The sequence below is a fragment of the Bacillus sp. N3378-2at genome (assembly GCF_033412715.1).
In the GTDB taxonomy this organism is placed as follows: Bacteria; Bacillota; Bacilli; order Bacillales; family Bacillaceae; genus Bacillus; species Bacillus subtilis.
Genome location: NZ_CP117986.1, coordinates 1,617,195 through 1,635,893, shown reverse-complemented (window position 1 = coordinate 1,635,893; position 18,699 = coordinate 1,617,195). Strand labels below are relative to the sequence as shown.

The following is an 18,699-nucleotide window of genomic DNA, read 5'->3' as shown; positions in this document are numbered from 1 at the left end:
TTCTCTCTTCGAAATACTAGTTGACTGCTGAAACAGACATTGGTTGAGAGTTGCTGTCTTTCTCAAAGAACATTTCTAATACTTCCTGAGATCTAAAACCATCACTAAAAGAAGGGATCTCAACCCAATCATTCTGAGTTGATGCAATCCAATTGATTAACTCGCTTCTAAAAGAATCAGCCCATCCATAAAACTCGTTTGGCGGATCGTTTAATAGGCTTTGCGGTACTGGGCAGTCTACCACGTTCAAGCCATCTATGAGCTTGTAAACGTGAGGATTACCTGTGTGGTATTTAAACTCTTTTTTGTGTCCAACTACCTCAATGCTAAAACCACAGTCTTCAGGTACAGAACATTTTGATGTGATGATATTTACAAATACCTTGTTCTTCAGCTGGCCATAAATTTCTGCATAGTCATCTACGAGTACCTGTTTATCCTCTTTTGTTTTTACATTTGTGTTCATTTTTGCCCTTACTGATTCTGTGATGAAATCACTCTCAAACAAATACCATACCATGTCAATAAGGTGAATACCCAGATCCCCCAATGATCCACTCGTCTTCTTACTGTTAGCGTCATCTCTCCAAGTAAACTTCTTACGTCTAAGTGCACTATTTTTCTTGAAGTGTACTTTTATGGACAGTATGTTACCTAGTTCATTATTGATAATTAAGCTTTTTAAGATATTTACGTAAGATAAATATCTATAATTAAATCCCATACTGGCTCTTACGCTCAACCTTTCAGCAGTATCTTTCATTATGCTTGCTTCTTCAAGGGAAATAGCCATAGGCTTTTCACACAATACATGCTTATGTTTTCCTAATGCTTGCAAAGCATGTTCTTTATGGCAAAAGTTTGGTGATGCTACAATTAAACCTTCTGAGGCATCAATTAGTTCATCTGCGTTTTCAAATGACTTCCCGCCGAAAGTTTTCACAAAGCTTTCCGCATTTTGTTGATTTATGTCATATACCCCTACTAACTCTGCATTTTTTATTGTAGATAAAGCAGTTGCTTGCGCTCTTGCAATACCACCTGCACCTATGATGCCAATCTTCTTCATTTTAATTTCCTCCTCATGATCCAATTAATTTTTTTAAGGTATTAGTAATTCCTTTTGAGTACTCACTATCAGTTATATGGTTGTGCAAGTTTTTGGCTTCCTGTGTTGCATTTTTTAGCAGATATCCATTCCCTACTGTCTGTAACATACGAACATCATTTCCACTATCCCCAAATGCGATAGCTCTTTCGGTATTTAGGTTGTATTTCTCTAACATAAACGTTACAATTTCATTCTTTCCTGTCCCTATGGGGATAAAATCTACATCATAGCTGTCTTCTGGATCGCCTGCTAAGGGATTACACCGATTTATATTTACTGAAACGCCATATTCCTCGCAGATTTTTTCAATTGCTAATAGGTTTTTCTTGTCGTTTATTTCATCTTGTTCCTGATAGTAGAAGTTATGCTTATACCGTGACTTTCCTAATTGAGTTTGAGGATTCAAAAGAATGTTATGATTTTCATGCAGCTGTTTCACAAGTTTTTCAACCTTTTCTTTACTAAACCCTTCATTTATGCGACTGTTCCACTTGTTATCTTGCTGACCGAAGTTATGCTCTGAAAAGTACGTAATTTCAGTTCCAAGATCACTAGCTATAAAATGCGGAAAATATCTAAATTTTCCTCGTCCCATTTTATCGATAATAGATTCTATACTGCTCCCAGTAACCCATCCGATTATTAGTTCCCCATCTTTACTTTTTTGTTCTAGGTAGTCTTCGAGTTCATAAATGTCTTGTTGCTTTTGTTCGTCGATTGTATGCGGAAAATACGTTTCATCAAAATCACAAAAAACAATATACTGAGGATGTTCAACCGTGGATAACGTTTTATACTCCGATTTCTTGCTTAATAACATGAAACAGTCCCTCCATTACTCTGTCTTGTTCTTCTAAAGTAAATGACGGATATAAAGGCAAATGCAGTACCTGACTATGAGCCTTTTCCGTATGAACCAATGGGAGTCCTGCATACTTGTCCTGTACTAAAGGAGTTTTTTGCATATGAGACAGTATTGGATAATATACATCTGTTTGAACACCAAAATCTTCATTTAATTTAGTCATGATATCTGCTCTATCTTCTGTTCTCACCTTAATAGGAAACAGATGCCATACATGATCTTCACTTAATTCTGGTAATTCAATAAAGCCTTTATTCTGCAACTCTGCTAATTGGGTAATGTATCTATCCGCCAAGAACAGTCTTTTGAAGTTGTTTAATGAAAGGTACTTCATTCTCTCTAAACCAATTGCTGCCTGTAAATTGTCCATTTTTGAATTAAATCCAAAATTGATGACTTTCTTATTTTTTACATTTACTTCAAAACCGTGATAACTAAATTGAATGCATTTTTTAGCGAGTTCTTCATTATCAGTTGCTATTGCCCCAGCCTTGCCACATACACCCAAATTCTTATAGGGATTAAAACTTAATGTAGTGATGTCTGCATACTTTCCTAAGTCTGTCAGTCCAATTCCTTGGCAGGCATCTTCAATTACTTTTAATTCATAACGATTTGCGATTTGACGGATATGCTGCATGTCTGAATGTTTTCCGTATAAATGCACAGGTAGAATAAACTTTGTATAAGGAGTTATTGCTTCTTCAATTTTGTCAGGATCGATGCAGAATGTTTGTGGGTTAATATCTACATAGATAGGAACGCCTCCCAAAGCTAACACAGCATTTTCAGTAGCTGAAAAGCTATTAGCCGGCATGATAACTTCATCCCCTGGGTTTAACCCTAAAGCCAATAAACCTATCATAATAGCATCGGTTCCACTGCTGGTTGCAATTACATACCTTTTATGTAAATATGTAGATAAAACGTTTTCGAATTGCTCTAAATAGGGGCCACTCGTAAATTTTCCAGTTGGCAAAACTTCAGTTAATGTATTTAAGATATCTTCCACTTCATCATTGGTTATTAATCTGTCTACAGGCAAAAAAGGGACTTTACTGATTTCACGATTTTTTTGATAGTTGAAAAGGTCATGTTCAATATCTATCTTTTCTTTTAATACTTGTTTCCACCGCTCGTTTACAATACTGTCTTCAATAACAAGTTCTTTTCCTTGTACGTCACCTTTTAAGTGTTTTAATAGTGACATGTTTTCTTTGCTTTTACCTGAAATCTTAACCTGTTTTTGCATGAACAGTACCTCCAATGATTTTATAATCTAAAAATTTATTACAAATTTATCCTAATTTCTGAAATCGGTAACATGTCAACAACTTTTTTAAGGAAGGGAAAATATGCCTACAATTGATGAAATAGCAAAATTATGCAATGTGTCTAAAACCACAGTGTCAAGAGTATTGAATAATCATCCGTATGTGTCGAAAGAAAAAAGAGATATGATCTTAAAGGCAATTAACGAACTTGACTACACTCCCAATTATTTAGCTCGGAATTTTAGGAGAAATAAGACACAAACGATAGCTTTATCGGTTCCGAGTATCGACCATCCATTTTTTGCTCAATTAATAAAAGGGGTCTCTCATGAAGCACTGTTTAAGAATTACAAGGTAATTGTATTTCAGACCTTTTATGACAAACAGACAGAGCTAGAATTATTAGAGTTATTGAAACATAAAGAAGTGGATGGTATTATTCTTGGAACTTTAGAAAATGAATGGGATCAGATATCCCCTTTCTTAAAGTATGGTCCTATCTTATTATGTAATGAATATCATCACTCAGCGGACATCACGATAATTGGGTATGATGAATTTGAAGCTACATACATGGGGGTAGTACATTTAATTGAAAGAGGGCATAAAAAAATTGGGTTTTGTTTTGATACTCCATATAGCGAAGCTCAATGTCAGAGGAAAGAGGGTTATTTGAAAGCTTTACAAGATTACGATTTACATCATAGAAGCGAATGGATATTCGGCGAAATGTTTAATATCGAGGATGGCTTTCGTGTTTTTCATAAGATAAAGGATCTAAAGGACAGACCCTCAGCAATATTTACAGGAAATGATCAAGTCGCCGCAGGGATTATTAAACAGGCGATGAAAAATGGCTTTAAAGTTCCAGAAGACTTAGCTGTAATTGGTTTTGACAACCAATTGATCTGCCAAGTCGTTACTCCGACCATAACAACAATTGATATCCCCGTAATAGAATTAGGTCAACAGGCTGTGTTGAAAATCATCGAGTCCATTTCGGGTAATGCCACTTTAAACAGAAGAATTATTAAACTGCCAACAAAGCTTATTATAAGAGAATCAACGTAACGATAGATTTCCCTTTATCATTTTATATCTTTATATAAGAAAAAGAGGTTATTCATTTTAACCTCTTTTTCAATCGTAAGTCGTCAATTATTTCTTTCATTTCACCCTCTGGCAGCATTCACTTCAAACCTGATCCATTAACAACGAAATATCCGCTTATATTTCCTCATCTCGATGGTTTGCGAATTAAAAGTTCTTGAACCCTTTTTTCAACTAGGCACTACTGCCGCTGATTGAGCTCTTTTTGTCTTTTTTTTCACCATGAAGATGGTGAAGCAGGCGATAAAACGGCGGCAGCAGGGCAATAACCAGAATGACGCGAATGACCTGAACCGCAACGACAAAGGTGGAATCAGCATGTATGGTAACTGACGTCGTCGCCATCTCTGCAATCCCGCCGGGCGCAAATGCCAGTACAGAAGTGATGAGCGAAATTCCTGTCAGCTCGGAAACGATCACGGCGCTCAAAAACATTGCTGCGATTAAACCGACGGACGAGACAAACCCGACGATGATAATACGGGTGACGCCGGCAAACATGCTTTTGTACATCTTAGAGCCGATCGTTGCCCCGAGAAATACTTGTGATACATGGTTAGCTTGTGACGGCCACCATGCCATCATGTCGTGCCCTGTCACCGCAGCTCCGCCAACATGTACAATTGCTACACCGAGCATGCTGCCGAGCAGCCATGGAGCTGGAAATTTTAAAAATTTCGCAGCTTTGCAAGCTCCCCAGGCAGCGAGAATAAGAATGACGGTCCACAAAACGGGAGCGAGCCTAAAATCTGTCGTTGCAGAAGAAATTGTCTCTGTTGCGGCACTTGCGGTACGATCTTGTTTTGTATAGATCAGAATGACTAAAAACGGAATGGAAAGCACCACGAGCAGCACACGCATCATTTGAACGAGGCTGACTATAGCGGTATTGGCGCCTACTTCCTGTGCGATGCTCGGCATGGCGGAAAGTCCGCCGGGAGCGGTGCCGACAAAGCTAGTCATCATATCCGTTTTGCTGAAACGCCAAAGCACATATCCTGACAGCATGGCCAGCAGGATAGACAATATCAGCATAACGCCGACTGAAAACCAATGGTCTTTGAGAACAGAGAGAACGGATAAATTCAGCTTTTGGCCCAATTCGATGCCGAGGATCATCTGCCCGAGGGCGAGCCATCGTCGGTTAATTCCTTTTTGGTCTGGTGCCATCATCAGCCATGCCGGCCGTATCATGGCGAGGCAGCAGGCGACAATCAGTGTTCCGATCATCCATCCAATTGATATTCCGGTTAATGAAAGAATAAACCCCCCGGCTGCACTGATTGCGATAAACCATAGATCTTTGAGGAGATTTTCGTCTTTCTTCAATGTAAAACCCTTCTTCCTTTTTCACGTAACACTCCAATTGTTCACGTAGTGAATGTATTTATTACTATAGTATATTTTTGTTGATAAAGAAATTATGAATTATTTTCTATAAGCGATTCACTTTTCTTATGACCTTGTGTTCGAGCTTTTTTATTGTGTAAGTCAGAGATAAACCCGCTGCCAGCAGACACACGGCGAGAGCGTAAAAAATCACTTCTCCGCCAAATGATGTCAGGATCAGCCCGCCTGCCAGCGGTCCGATTGAGCGGGATATATCCCAATGCAGACCATAGACAGCATAAAACCGGCCCAGCAAATGAGGCGGCGCCAATTTCGATATGAAGGTCTGGATGTGGGTTAGCCCGATGCTTTCGCCAACCGTCATTACCGCTGCCGTCACTAAAAGCATTGTCAGGGAGGTTGAGCATGCAAAACCGGCAGCCGCAAGGGAGTAGCAAATATAAGTAATGAAAAGGATTGTTTTCATTGAAAGCTTTTCGGTCCCTTTGACAAGAGGAACTTGGAGAACAAAGCTGAATAAAGCTTTTGCCGCCGAGTAGATCGTCAGTATTGACAGATAATCAGAAAACATGTTTTTGCTGAAGAGCCTGTATGTTGTTTCTGTTTGTGCATATAACATGCTTATGGGGAGAGAAAGCAGCAAAAGAAGCAGGACAGGCCTGTATATCATAAAGCTCGCAGATATTTTCGGGGTAACAGCTGGGTGTAGCGGCTTTGTCTCAGGCAGTTTCAGTGCAGCGATCAGAAAGTAGATAAACAATGCCGCAGCATCTAATGCGAATATCCACACGGGGTTATGATTGTAAAGAAGCATCCCCACTAGCGGCCCTGCCGTCAGACCCGCCGAATAGATCGCATTGATGACCGCAAACACTTCCGAACGTCTGCTTTCCGGCGTGCTTTCAGCGATTTGGGCGCGGGAAGCGGGAATGTACAACGATCTTCCGATGCCATTCATGACATAGAGAATAGCGAAAACATACGCATGCTCAGCAAATACAAACCCTGTCATTGCCGCTGATTGAAGAAGCAATGCGGTCAAAATCGCTGTGCGCCGCCCAATCCGGTCCGTCACCCGTCCTGCAGCGAGCGTCAGGAAAATATCAGCAAATGGCTGAAGGCTGATGATCAGCATTGGCATCATGATACTGCCGTTTAATTGTTCATGCAGATACAGCACCATAAAAGGTCCCATCATTGCACCTGTCAGGCTTGTCAGCAATTCGCCGAAAAAGCGGAGCCGAACGGGAGCGGTATATCTCGATTTTATAGAGTGAAAACTGGTCAACATGTGATCGCCGCCTTTCGCTGTTTGATATAGTAGTAGTGTATAGAAGGGGCGGCGGCCCAAAAAGTGAAGAAAAGAAGAGATAAAAGTTCCCCTTTTGTCGGGAGGTGCGGGGATTGAAGCTGATAGAGCACTACGTGGCGCTTGTAAAAACAGGCTGCGCCGAGTATGGGCAAATGAACGAAATGACGCTCACTGAGATTGCTAACTGTTTATTTTGTACAGAAAGAAATGCAAAGCTCATTTTACATAAGCTGGAGAACAACAATTGGATTATCCGGGAAAGCGGGGCGGGGCGCGGCCGTAAATCTAAAATCGCGTTTCTTCGGAGGCCTGAGGAATTGCTTCTTCAAACTGCCAAGGAATATACCATGTCAGGAAAGCTTAAAAAGGCAAAGGAGCTGCTTCAGCAGTATCAGTCCACATTTCCGGGGCTTCAAAACGAATATAACATGTGGCTTTCAGAGGTATTCGGATTTGTGACGGAGACGGGCGAGAATGGGACGAAGGATGTTCTGCGGCTGTTCATCACGCCCGAATCTGTCAGCAGTTTGGATCCATGCCAAATATTTTTGCGGTCTGAGGGCCATTTCGTCAAACAGATATTTGATACACTCTTCACGTTTGATTCGGATATGCAGGAGCCAAAGCCTCATTTGGTTCATGGATGGGAAGAGGTCGAAAAAAAACAATGGAGATTTTTTCTTCGAAAAGGTGTGTCATTTCATAATGGACAGCCGCTGACATCGCAGGACGTTGCGTTTACATTTAAGCGCTTTTTGGAACTGGGTGACAACCCGTATAAATGGCTTCTGCACGGAGTGAAACAAGTCTTAGAAAAGGGCCCTTATTGTGTGGAACTCATACTCGATAAGCCGAATGCGCTTTTGCCGTATGCTCTTTGTGATGAACGGCTGTCCATACTGCCGGCAGAACAGGGCGGCGGGAAAAATGGAACAGGGCCTTTTCAGGTGAATCAGCAACACAGCGGGATGCTTGTGCTTGAAGCCAATGAGCGCTACTTCAAGGGACGCCCCTATTTGGATCGCGTTGAGTTTGTGTTTTCTGAGCAAGCCGGAGAGATGAACGGTTTTACCATTCAAGAAAAACAAACAAGTCCTGAGCAGCAAACTGTTTTTGATGAGCGGCATGTTCAGTATTTGTCGCTCAATCTGAAAAAGAAGGGGCCTCTTCAGCACCGAAGCTTTAGAAAAGCGCTCCGGCTGCTAATTTCCTCTGAACGGCTCGTTCGTGAAGCGGGAGGGCACCGAATAATCCCGGTTACGTCCTTTTTGCAACCGAGTTCTTTTGAGTGGGAGGGCGTTTCGCCATCTGAATTGTTGAAAAAAAGCGGATACGAGGGCGAAACAATCGTGCTTTATACCTTTTCGGAAACGGATCATCGTGAGGACGCCGAATGGATTCAAAATATTTGCGCCCAGCACGGTATCAGGCTTACACTTCAATTCTGTGATGCTGCTGATCTGCGACGGCCGGAAATCGTGCAGATGGCGGATATCATTCATGACAGTGCGACGTTTTATCAAGACAGCGAGTTTGGTTTTCTGCATTTGCTGCTGTCGGAGAACAGTTTCTTGTATCAGCATCTATCTGAAAAGCTGACACAGATATACTCAGGAATGACAGAGCAGATGTTTTCCATGCCTGACCGCTGTTCGAGAATCGACATCCTGCGTGACATTGACCGGCAGATGATACAGGAGCTGAATGCGATCCCGCTGTATCAAAATGTGCTCCAGGTGACATCAAGTAAAAATGTAAAAGGCCTGGTTCTTGATGAAGAGGGATGGATTGATTTGTACTCCGTATGGCTGTCCAAATAAAAAGAGGGTTCTTTTTTGAACCCTCAGGCTGTCGAGAAAATCTCGACAGCCTTTATTTTTCTTTAAAATATCCATTCTTCTGTAATAAAATAAAAGAAAGACTTAAAAGGACGGTGTCTTTCTCATGTTCCACACAAGAAACTCTTCTCAAAACACAGCCGAATTTGTTCTGCTTGACCAACTCGTTGAAGAGGATCACCTGCTTCGGAAAATTGATAAACACATAGACTTCTCTTTCATCATTGAAAAGGTGAAACCTTACTACAGTGAAAACAAAGGCCGCCCCTCACTTGATCCGCTTATTTTATTTAAAATGATGTTTATCGGATACCTCTATGGTATCCGTTCAGAAAGACAGCTTGAAAAAGAAATTTACTACAATATGGCGTACAGATGGTTTCTCGGATTGAACATAAACGACCCGGTTCCACACCACTCCACCATCAGCTGGAACAGACGCACACGCTTTAAAGATACAACCATCTTCCAAGACATTTTTGATGAGATCGTTCTTCAGGCCATCAATCATGACATGGTGGGCGGACGAGTCCTATTCACCGACTCCACACACCTTAAAGCCAATGCCAACAAGCATAAATACACAAGAAAAACAATTGCGCAGGATACCCAAAACTATATCAAGGATTTAAATGAAGCCATTCAAGAGGATCGGGAGGAACACGGAAAAAAACCATTAACAGCCAAAGAGGAGGTGAAAGCTGAAAAAGAGATCCGCCACAGTACAACCGATCCGGAAAGTGGCTATCTGTATCGTGAAAACAAACCAGAAGGTTTTTTCTATTTAGATCACCGCACAACAGATATGAAATACAACATTATCACCGATGCCTACGTCACACCTGGAAATGTCCATGATTCTGTGCCTTATCTTGACCGATTAGACCACCAAATCGCACGATTTGGTTTTCAAGTAGAAGCCGTCGCCCTTGATTCCGGATATTTAACGACTCCGATCTGTAAAGGATTATCTGACCGCCAAATCTTTGGTGTCATCGCACATAGACGTTATCACCCTATCCGAGGCTTGTTTCCAAAATGGAAATTTCATTATGACAGTGAACAAGACAGATACATTTGTCCAAATCACCAAACACTTACATACTCAACAACTGACCGAAAAGGCTACCGGTCATATAAATCAAATCCTGAAATATGTTCCTCATGCCCACTGCTTGAAAACTGTACAAAATCAAAGAATCGGCAGAAAGTGATTACTCGACATGTATGGGAAGATCATAAAGAAAAGGTCAGACAAAATCGCTTGTCTGTTTCAGGAAAAAACCTCTACAAAAAAAGAAAAGAAAAAATAGAGCGAAGCTTTGCAGATTCAAAACAACTGCATGGGCTTCGCTATTGCAGGTTGAGGGGAAAACGAAATGTGAGTGAACAAGTTCTCCTCACAGCCGCATGCCAGAACATGAAGAAGATTGCCACATACCTAGCCAAGCAAGGCTAGGCATGTGGGAGCGCTTTTTCTGAATCTGAAACCTGGTGAATATCTAAAGAAACAGTATAAAACAAAAAAGCTTGTAGAAAAAACATCGTTTTCTCTACAAGCTGAGGGTTCTTTTTTGAACCCTCTTTTTTACGCTGCCATGCTGCGGCATTGTTCAGCACAGGTGAAGCAGGCTTTCGCACATGCTTGGCAATGATCATGATCGTGCTTTCCGCATTCAGTGCCGCATGCTTCACAAATATCGGCGCAAAGTGCACAAATTTCTTTCATAAACGGGCTGTCCGTTTGCATGGCTTTGACCGCCAGCGCGCAAATATCCGCGCATTCCCTGTCAAGCCGGATGCATCCGCTGAGATGATGCTGCATGCTTTCTTCCAAGCATTTAGTAAAACAATGATTGCAAGCCTTCATACAATCGATGCAAGCCTCAATACAAGCTTCAGAATATTGCTCCATGGTTGATTCCCCCTGTATGGCAGTATATGGTTTTATGTTTCCCGGCTGCATTTGAAAAAAACAGGGGAGTGTGTTTTTAGCTAAGGGGATATGTACATATACCCTGAACGGGTATATCTAACGTTCCATCAGATAGTATAGGAACCAGACAGCGTGATTTTGTTCATCACGTGCTGCGCGCGTAAAGACGCCTTTCGCTTTTAAGTTTGACGTTTCCTCGGCCGCACGCAAGTAAAAGTCGACGGTTTCTTGTTCATCTTTAAAAGCGGCGTCCAATCCTCTTGTGAAATTGTCCGGGCATTCTTCCGTTTGTTTCGGCATGATGTGTTTGCCGGTAATTGAACCATACAGTGTGGAAAATTCACGGAGGTGGCGAATCTCGTCACGCCTGATTTCTTCAATCTGTTTTCTGACCTCATCGCTGTGGGCGAGTTCGGCGAGCTTGCGGTAGCATTGAATGGCACTGAATTCTCCGTTGATGGCCTTCTGCAAATTTCGAATCAAAACAGGATCTTCCCTGTATGGCACCGGATAGGGATAGTAGCTGTAATGCAAGGGGATTCAACTCCATTCTTAGGAATTGGGCTTCTGTAAAAGTATATGTTGGGCAGGGAGAGATGTGCGGAGATAATCAGCTTTTTATATGTGAAAAGGCCGTTTTTACCAATAGATCAGATTGGTCATTTTCGTCAACATTCGATAAAATATATAGAGATAAAAAGAGAGGGGTCTTCTAATTTGGGAGCAGAGTTTTTAGTAGGCAGGTCCGGGAGTGGAAAAACGAAGCTGATCATCAACAGCATTCAGGATGAATTGCGCCGGGCTCCATTCGGGAAGCCGATCATTTTTCTAGTCCCGGATCAAATGACGTTTTTAATGGAATACGAGCTTGCTAAAACGCCAGATATGGGCGGGATGATACGCGCTCAAGTGTTCAGTTTTTCACGATTGGCCTGGCGCGTCCTCCAGCATACGGGAGGAATGAGCAGGCCGTTTCTGACGAGCACCGGCGTACAAATGCTCCTGCGGAAGCTCATTGAGGAGCATAAACAGGAGTTCAAAGTCTATCAAAAAGCGAGTGACAAAAGCGGGTTTACCGCACAGGTTGAGCGGATGCTGACAGAGTTTAAGCGCTATTGTCTGGAACCGGAGGATATCCGCCGGATGGCGGAAAGCGGAACGGCTTCCGAGTATCGCGGAGAACGTGTTTTATCTGAAAAGCTCCATGACTTATCAATTCTGTATCAGCAAATGGAAAAAAGCCTCGCAGATCAATATCTTCACTCTGAGGATTATTTGACATTGCTGGCAGAGCATATCCCGCTTGCGGAAGATATAAAAGGCGCCCATATCTATGTGGATGGCTTTTATCAGTTTACCCCGCAGGAATTCAGGGTGTTGGAGCAGCTTATGGTTCATGCGGAGCATATCACGTTTTCGCTCACAGCGGACAAGCCGTCATATGAGCGGGAGCCGCATGAACTGGAATTGTTCAGAATGACGGGGAAAACCTATTACCGCCTGCATCAGAAGGCGAAGGAACTGAATTTGGACATTACGTATAAAGAGCTGAGCGGGACTGAGCGGCATACAAAGACGCCGGAATTGGCGCATCTAGAGGCACAGTATGAAGCGCGTCCGGCCGTTCCATACGCAGAAAAACAAGAAGCCCTTACTGTGATGCAGGCCGCAAACAGACGAGCTGAGCTGGAAGGCATTGCCCGGGAAATTCACGCCCTAGTCAGAGAGAAGGGATATCGCTATAAGGATGTAGCAATTCTTGCGCGCCAGCCGGAAGACTACAAGGATATGGTGAAGGAAGTTTTCGCAGATTACGAGATTCCTTATTTCATTGACGGAAAAGCATCTATGCTGAACCATCCGTTAATTGAATTTATCCGGTCAAGCCTTGATGTTCTGAAAGGGAATTGGCGTTATGAAGCGGTGTTTCGCTGCGTGAAAACCGAACTGCTATTCCCGCTCAATGAACCGAAGGCCAAAGTGAGAGAACAGGTCGATCAGCTCGAAAATTACTGTATCGCCTATGGTATTAAAGGCGACCGCTGGACAAAGGGCGATCGGTTCCAATACAGGCGTTTTGTGTCATTGGATGATGATTTTGCGCAGACTGATCAGGAAATCGAAATGGAAAACATGTTGAATGACACCCGCGATTGGATTGTTCCGCCGCTTTTTCAGCTTCAAAAACGCATGAAAAAAGCGAAGACGGTTCAAGAGAAGGCGGAGGCGCTCTATCGTTATTTAGAAGAGACGGATGTGCCGCTGAAGCTGGATCAGGAAAGGCAGCGTGCTGAGGATGACGGCAGAATCATTGAAGCGCAGCAGCATCAGCAGGCGTGGGACGCAGTCATTCAGCTGCTTGAGGAGTTTGTTGAAATGATGGGAGATGATGAGATTTCTCTTGATTTGTTTCAGCAAATGATAGAAGCCGGCGCGGAGTCGCTTACGTTTTCTCTAATTCCGCCTGCGCTTGACCAGGTGTTTGTCGGCAATATGGATTTGTCCAGAATGTATGGCACCTCCTGCACCTTTGTGCTCGGGGCAAACGACGGCGTTCTGCCGGCACGCCCTGATGAAAACGGGGTCCTGTCGGATGATGACCGGGAATGGCTGAAAACGATTGGGGTTGAGCTATCCTCAGGCGGACGGGAGCGTTTGCTTGATGAGCATTTCCTCATCTACATGGCGTTTTCAAGTCCGTCTGACCGGCTTTACGTATCGTATCCGATTGCTGATGCGGAAGGAAAAACGCTTTTGCCGTCGATGATCGTTAAGCGGCTGGGAGAACTGTTTCCGCATCATAAGGAGCGCCTGTTAACAAATGAACCTGAACAGGTCAGCGATGAGGAACAGCTGATGTATGTCGTGAATAAAAGCGTGGCACAGTCCTTTACCGCGAGCCAGCTCAGGTTATGGACACGGGAATACGACATCAGCGACGTCTGGTGGAGCACGTACAATGTGCTGATGAGTGCGCCGGACAGGCTGCAGTCGAAAAAGCTGTTCTCAAGCCTGTTTTTCCGGAATGAAGTGAAGCAGCTTGAACGCAGCGTGTCGAGACAGCTCTATGGTGAACGCATTCAGGGCAGTGTATCGAGAATGGAAACCTTTAACGCGTGTCCGTTTTCCCATTTTGCGTCACACGGGCTGCATTTGAAGGAACGGCAATTCTTCAAGCTTGAAGCACCGGATATCGGCCAGCTGTTTCATTCCAGCTTAAAGCTGATTTCAGACAGGCTGCGTGAGCAAAAGCTGGATTGGCGCGATTTAACGAAAGAGCAATGCGAGCTGTTTTCCTATGATGCGGTAGAACGGCTGGCACCGAAACTGCAAAAGGAAATTCTGCTCAGCTCAAACCGGCATTATTATGTGAAGGAAAAACTGCAAAAAATTGTGACACGTGTGTCCGGCATTTTAAGCGAGCATGCGAAAGCGAGCGGATTCGTACCGATCGGGCTTGAACTGGGCTTTGGAGGAAAAGGGCCGCTTCCGCCGCTGACCTTTCAACTGAAAAACGGCTGTACGATGGAACTCGTCGGGCGAATTGACCGTGTTGATAAGGCTGAAAGCTCAAAAGGCCTGCTCCTCAGGATTGTCGATTATAAATCAAGCGACAAAGGCCTTGACTTAGCGGAAGTATATTACGGATTGGCACTGCAAATGCTGACGTACCTTGATTTATCGATTACACATTCAGCTGACTGGCTCGGGATGAGGGCGACGCCTGCCGGAGTGCTGTATTTCCATATTCATGACCCGATGATTCAATCTAATCTCCCGCTTGGGCTTGACGAGATTGAACAGGAGATCTTTAAGAAATTTAAAATGAAGGGCTTGCTCCTCGGTGATCAGGAAGTGGTTCGCCTCATGGATACAACCCTTCAAGAGGGACGTTCAAATATCATAAACGCCGGCTTGAAAAAAGACGGATCTCTTAGATCAGACTCGGCAGCAGTCGGTGAAAAGGAATTTGATCTTTTGACAAAGCATGTGCGCCGCACCTTCCAGGAAGCGGGCGAACAAATCACCGACGGGCGCGTATCCATTGAGCCGTACAAAATGAAGAACAAGACGCCGTGCACATACTGTGCGTTTAAATCAGTATGCCAATTTGATGAATCACTGGAAGAAAACGAGTATCGCCCATTAAAGGCTGAAAAGGACAAGACAATACTTGAGTGGATAAAAAAGGAGGCGGATGGCAATGAACATTCCTAAACCGGCAGACAGCACATGGACAGATGACCAATGGAATGCCATTGTTTCAACCGGCCAGGATATTCTTGTGGCAGCGGCTGCGGGCTCTGGTAAAACCGCTGTGCTCGTTGAACGAATGATTCGGAAAATCACCGCGGAGGAAAACCCAATAGATGTAGACCGTCTTCTCGTTGTGACATTTACAAACGCCTCAGCGGCAGAGATGAAGCACCGAATCGCAGAAGCCTTGGAAAAAGAGCTTGTACAGCGCCCCGGCTCGCTGCATATCAGACGCCAGCTGTCTCTTTTAAACCGGGCCAGCATTTCGACGCTTCATTCCTTTTGCCTGCAAGTGCTGAAGAAATATTACTACTTGATCGATCTTGATCCGGGCTTTAGGATAGCTGATCAGACGGAAGGCGAGCTGCTCGGTGATGAAGTGCTTGACGAGCTGTTTGAAGACGAATATGCAAAGGGTGAAAAGGCATTTTTTGAGCTTGTTGACCGCTATACGACAGACCGGCACGATCTGGATCTGCAATTTCTCGTTAAACAGGTGTACGAGTATTCCCGATCCCATCCCAACCCCGAGGCGTGGCTGGAAAGCTTTGTTCATTTGTATGATGTATCAGAAAAGAGCGCCATCGAGGAGCTGCCGTTTTATCAATATGTCAAAGAAGATATTGCAATGGTGCTTAACGGGGCGAAGGAAAAGCTCTTGCGCGCGCTTGAGCTGACGAAAGCGCCGGGCGGCCCGGCGCCGCGTGCTGACAATTTTCTTGATGATCTTGCGCAGATTGATGAACTGATTCAGCATCAGGACGATTTCAGTGAACTATATAAGCGGGTGCCCGCCGTCTCTTTTAAGCGTGCCAAAGCAGTAAAAGGGGATGAGTTCGATCCAGCGCTCCTTGATGAGGCGACAGATTTGAGAAACGGCGCAAAAAAACTGCTTGAAAAGCTCAAAACCGACTACTTCACGCGAAGTCCTGAACAGCACTTGAAAAGCCTAGCCGAGATGAAGCCTGTCATTGAAACGCTCGTACAGCTTGTCATCAGCTATGGAAAACGGTTCGAAGCCGCGAAGCAGGAAAAATCAATCATTGATTTTTCTGATTTGGAGCATTACTGTTTAGCGATTTTGACAGCTGAGAATGACAAAGGTGAACGTGAGCCGAGCGAGGCTGCGAGGTTTTATCAGGAACAGTTTCATGAGGTGCTCGTTGACGAATATCAGGATACCAACCTCGTGCAGGAATCGATTCTGCAGCTCGTCACAAGCGGGCCGGAGGAGACTGGTAACCTGTTTATGGTAGGAGATGTCAAACAGTCGATTTATCGATTCAGGCTTGCCGAGCCGCTTCTTTTCCTCTCTAAATACAAACGGTTTACAGAGAGCGGAGAAGGCACGGGGCGGAAAATCGATTTAAATAAAAATTTCCGAAGCCGGGCTGATATTTTAGACAGCACAAACTTTTTATTTAAACAGCTGATGGGCGGCAAAATCGGTGAGGTCGATTATGACGAGCAGGCTGAGCTGAAGCTTGGTGCAGCGTATCCGGACAATGACGAGACGGAAACAGAGCTGCTGCTGATCGACAACGCAGAAGATACGGATGCAAGCGAGGAAGCAGAAGAGCTTGAAACGGTGCAGTTTGAGGCAAAAGCCATCGCTAAGGAAATTCGCAAGCTGATTTCATCGCCATTTAAGGTGTATGACGGAAAAAAGAAAACACATCGCAATATTCAGTACCGAGATATCGTGATTTTGCTCCGTTCGATGCCGTGGGCTCCGCAAATCATGGAGGAGCTGAGAGCACATGGCATACCGGTTTACGCCAATTTAACGTCAGGCTATTTTGAAGCGGTCGAAGTCGCCGTGGCGCTTTCTGTGCTGAAGGTGATTGATAATCCGTATCAGGATATACCGCTTGCCTCTGTGCTGCGCTCACCGATTGTCGGAGCAGATGAAAACGAGCTGTCTTTGATCCGGCTTGAAAATAAAAAAGCGCCGTACTATGAGGCGATGAAAGACTACCTGGCTGCTGGTGACCGGAACGATGAGCTTTATCAAAAGCTAAATACGTTTTACGGACATCTGCAAAAATGGCGCGCGTTTTCGAAAAACCACTCAGTATCTGAGCTGATTTGGGAAGTGTACCGCGACACCAAATATATGGATTATGTCGGCGGCATGCCGGGCGGAAAACAGCGCCAGGCCAATTTGCGTGTTCTTTATGACAGGGCGCGTCAATATGAATCAACGGCATTTCGCGGCTTGTTCCGTTTCCTGCGGTTTATCGAACGCATGCAGGAGCGGGGCGATGATCTTGGTACGGCGAGAGCGCTCAGCGAGCAGGAGGATGTTGTCCGCTTAATGACGATCCACAGCAGCAAAGGGCTCGAATTTCCAGTCGTGTTTGCAGCAGGTCTCGGCCGGAATTTCAACATGATGGATTTAAATAAATCGTACCTGCTGGATAAGGAGCTCGGATTTGGCACGAAGTATATTCATCCGCAATTACGCATCAGCTATCCGACACTTCCGCTCATTGCGATGAAGAAAAAAATGCGCAGGGAGCTGCTGTCAGAGGAATTGCGTGTTCTCTATGTTGCATTAACGAGAGCGAAGGAAAAGCTGTTTCTGATTGGCTCATGTAAGGATCATCAGAAACAGCTTGCAAAATGGCAGGCATCAGCGTCCCAAACTGATTGGCTTCTGCCGGAATTTGACCGCTATCAGGCGAAAACGTATCTAGATTTCATCGGCCCGGCTCTTGCCAGGCACAGAGACTTGGGGGATTTGGCTGGTGTGCCAGCACACGCTGACATCTCAGGCCACCCGGCTCGTTTTGCCGTTCAAATGATCCATTCCTATGATTTGCTTGATGATGATCTGGAAGAAAGAATGGAAGAAAAAAGCGAGCGCCTAGAAGCGATCCGCCGAGGTGAACCAGTTCCCGGCTCGTTTGCGTTTGATGAAAAAGCCCGCGAGCAGCTGAGCTGGACCTACCCGCATCAAGAAGTGACGCAAATTCGGACAAAGCAATCAGTTTCTGAGATCAAAAGAAAAAGAGAGTACGAGGATGAATACAGCGGCAGGGCCCCTGTAAAACCGGCTGATGGAAGCATTCTGTACAGACGTCCCGCTTTTATGATGAAAAAAGGCCTGACAGCGGCAGAGAAAGGGACTGCCATGCATACGGTGATGCAGCATATCCCGCTGTCACATGTGCCGTCGATAGAAGAAGCTGAGCAGACGGTTCACAGGCTTTATGAAAAAGAGCTTCTCACTGAAGAACAAAAAGACGCTATTGATATAGAAGAAATCGTGCAATTTTTCCATACGGAAATCGGCGGACAGCTGATCGGTGCTAAGTGGAAGGACCGGGAAATACCATTCAGCTTAGCGCTTCCGGCCAAGGAGATCTATCCTGATGCACAGGAGGCAGATGAGCCGCTTTTAGTGCAGGGTATCATTGACTGTCTCTATGAAACTGAGGACGGATTATATCTATTGGATTATAAGTCGGACCGGATTGAGGGCAAATTCCAGCATGGATTTGAAGGAGCGGCCCCGATCTTGAAGAAACGATATGAAACGCAAATTCAGCTGTACACGAAGGCAGTGGAGCAAATTGCAAAAACAAAGGTAAAGGGATGTGCGCTTTATTTCTTTGACGGAGGGCACATTCTGACATTATAG

Annotated in this window: 12 protein-coding genes; 5 read left to right on the top strand and 7 right to left on the bottom strand. The window is 44.4% G+C overall.

Annotation, left to right across the window (positions count from 1 at the left end; translation table 11 throughout):
* Window positions 1-16 precede the first annotated feature (16 nt).
* The 3 genes from ntdC to ntdA are packed head-to-tail and all read right to left on the bottom strand — an operon-like array spanning window position 17 to window position 3,228.
* Window positions 17-1,069: a glucose-6-phosphate 3-dehydrogenase NdtC gene (gene ntdC, locus PUN35_RS08995; RefSeq protein WP_014479379.1), complete on the bottom strand. Its 1,053-nt coding sequence runs from the start codon at window positions 1,067-1,069 to the stop codon at window positions 17-19.
* A gap of 13 nt (window positions 1,070-1,082) precedes the next feature.
* Window positions 1,083-1,931 (bottom strand): kanosamine-6-phosphate phosphatase, encoded by an 849-nt coding sequence (gene ntdB, locus PUN35_RS08990; RefSeq protein ID WP_014479380.1) that lies wholly within the window; start codon window positions 1,929-1,931, stop codon window positions 1,083-1,085.
* Window positions 1,903-3,228, bottom strand: a complete 1,326-nt coding sequence (ntdA, locus tag PUN35_RS08985; protein ID WP_014479381.1) for a 3-dehydro-glucose-6-phosphate--glutamate transaminase — start codon at window positions 3,226-3,228, stop codon at window positions 1,903-1,905. Before ntdA ends, ntdB begins: the two co-directional genes overlap by 29 nt.
* 103 nt (window positions 3,229-3,331) lie before the next feature.
* Here ntdA and ntdR point away from each other — a divergent pair, with 103 nt between their 5' ends.
* Window positions 3,332-4,321 carry an NTD biosynthesis operon transcriptional regulator NtdR gene (gene ntdR / locus PUN35_RS08980; RefSeq protein WP_014479382.1) on the top strand — a complete coding sequence of 330 codons (990 nt, stop codon included), beginning with the start codon at window positions 3,332-3,334 and terminating at the stop codon, window positions 4,319-4,321.
* Between the two features lie 213 nt (window positions 4,322-4,534).
* Here ntdR and PUN35_RS08975 read toward each other — a convergent pair whose 3' ends face one another.
* Both PUN35_RS08975 and PUN35_RS08970 read right to left on the bottom strand, forming a co-directional pair.
* Window positions 4,535-5,689, bottom strand: a complete 1,155-nt coding sequence (locus PUN35_RS08975; RefSeq protein ID WP_014479383.1) for an AbrB family transcriptional regulator — start codon at window positions 5,687-5,689, stop codon at window positions 4,535-4,537.
* Window positions 5,690-5,795: 106 nt separating this feature from the next.
* The gene (locus PUN35_RS08970; RefSeq protein WP_014479384.1) at window positions 5,796-7,001 is read right to left on the bottom strand and encodes an MDR family MFS transporter; all 1,206 of its coding nucleotides are present in this window, start codon (window positions 6,999-7,001) and stop codon (window positions 5,796-5,798) included.
* Between the two features lie 113 nt (window positions 7,002-7,114).
* Here PUN35_RS08970 and PUN35_RS08965 point away from each other — a divergent pair, with 113 nt between their 5' ends.
* Entirely contained in the window at window positions 7,115-8,842 is a 1,728-nt protein-coding gene (locus tag PUN35_RS08965) for an SgrR family transcriptional regulator (RefSeq protein WP_014479385.1), read from the top strand.
* Window positions 8,843-8,966: 124 nt separating this feature from the next.
* Complete coding sequence (locus PUN35_RS08960) at window positions 8,967-10,319, top strand: IS1182 family transposase (RefSeq protein ID WP_014478984.1); 1,353 nt, start codon at window positions 8,967-8,969, stop codon at window positions 10,317-10,319.
* Window positions 10,320-10,448: 129 nt separating this feature from the next.
* Here PUN35_RS08960 and PUN35_RS08950 read toward each other — a convergent pair whose 3' ends face one another.
* Window positions 10,449-10,775 (bottom strand): four-helix bundle copper-binding protein, encoded by a 327-nt coding sequence (locus tag PUN35_RS08950; protein WP_033881409.1) that lies wholly within the window; start codon window positions 10,773-10,775, stop codon window positions 10,449-10,451.
* Between the two features lie 117 nt (window positions 10,776-10,892).
* Window positions 10,893-11,330 (bottom strand): ferritin family protein, encoded by a 438-nt coding sequence (locus tag PUN35_RS08945; RefSeq protein WP_003245806.1) that lies wholly within the window; start codon window positions 11,328-11,330, stop codon window positions 10,893-10,895.
* Window positions 11,331-11,513: 183 nt separating this feature from the next.
* Here PUN35_RS08945 and addB point away from each other — a divergent pair, with 183 nt between their 5' ends.
* Both addB and addA read left to right on the top strand, forming a co-directional pair.
* A complete protein-coding gene (gene addB / locus PUN35_RS08940) occupies window positions 11,514-15,014 on the top strand; it encodes a helicase-exonuclease AddAB subunit AddB (RefSeq protein ID WP_014479388.1) in 3,501 nt (1,166 codons plus the stop codon).
* Window positions 15,001-18,699 carry a helicase-exonuclease AddAB subunit AddA gene (gene addA, locus PUN35_RS08935; protein ID WP_014479389.1) on the top strand — a complete coding sequence of 1,233 codons (3,699 nt, stop codon included), beginning with the start codon at window positions 15,001-15,003 and terminating at the stop codon, window positions 18,697-18,699. Before addB ends, addA begins: the two co-directional genes overlap by 14 nt.

Coding starts and splice junctions, on each gene's coding strand:
- ntdC (WP_014479379.1), bottom strand. CDS start 1,069: ATGAAGAAGATTGGCATCATAGGTGCAGGTGGTATTGCAAGAGCGCAA.
- ntdB (WP_014479380.1), bottom strand. CDS start 1,931: ATGTTATTAAGCAAGAAATCGGAGTATAAAACGTTATCCACGGTTGAA.
- ntdA (WP_014479381.1), bottom strand. CDS start 3,228: ATGCAAAAACAGGTTAAGATTTCAGGTAAAAGCAAAGAAAACATGTCA.
- ntdR (WP_014479382.1), top strand. CDS start 3,332: ATGCCTACAATTGATGAAATAGCAAAATTATGCAATGTGTCTAAAACC.
- PUN35_RS08970 (WP_014479384.1), bottom strand. CDS start 7,001: ATGTTGACCAGTTTTCACTCTATAAAATCGAGATATACCGCTCCCGTT.
- PUN35_RS08960 (WP_014478984.1), top strand. CDS start 8,967: ATGTTCCACACAAGAAACTCTTCTCAAAACACAGCCGAATTTGTTCTG.
- PUN35_RS08950 (WP_033881409.1), bottom strand. CDS start 10,775: ATGGAGCAATATTCTGAAGCTTGTATTGAGGCTTGCATCGATTGTATG.
- addA (WP_014479389.1), top strand. CDS start 15,001: ATGAACATTCCTAAACCGGCAGACAGCACATGGACAGATGACCAATGG.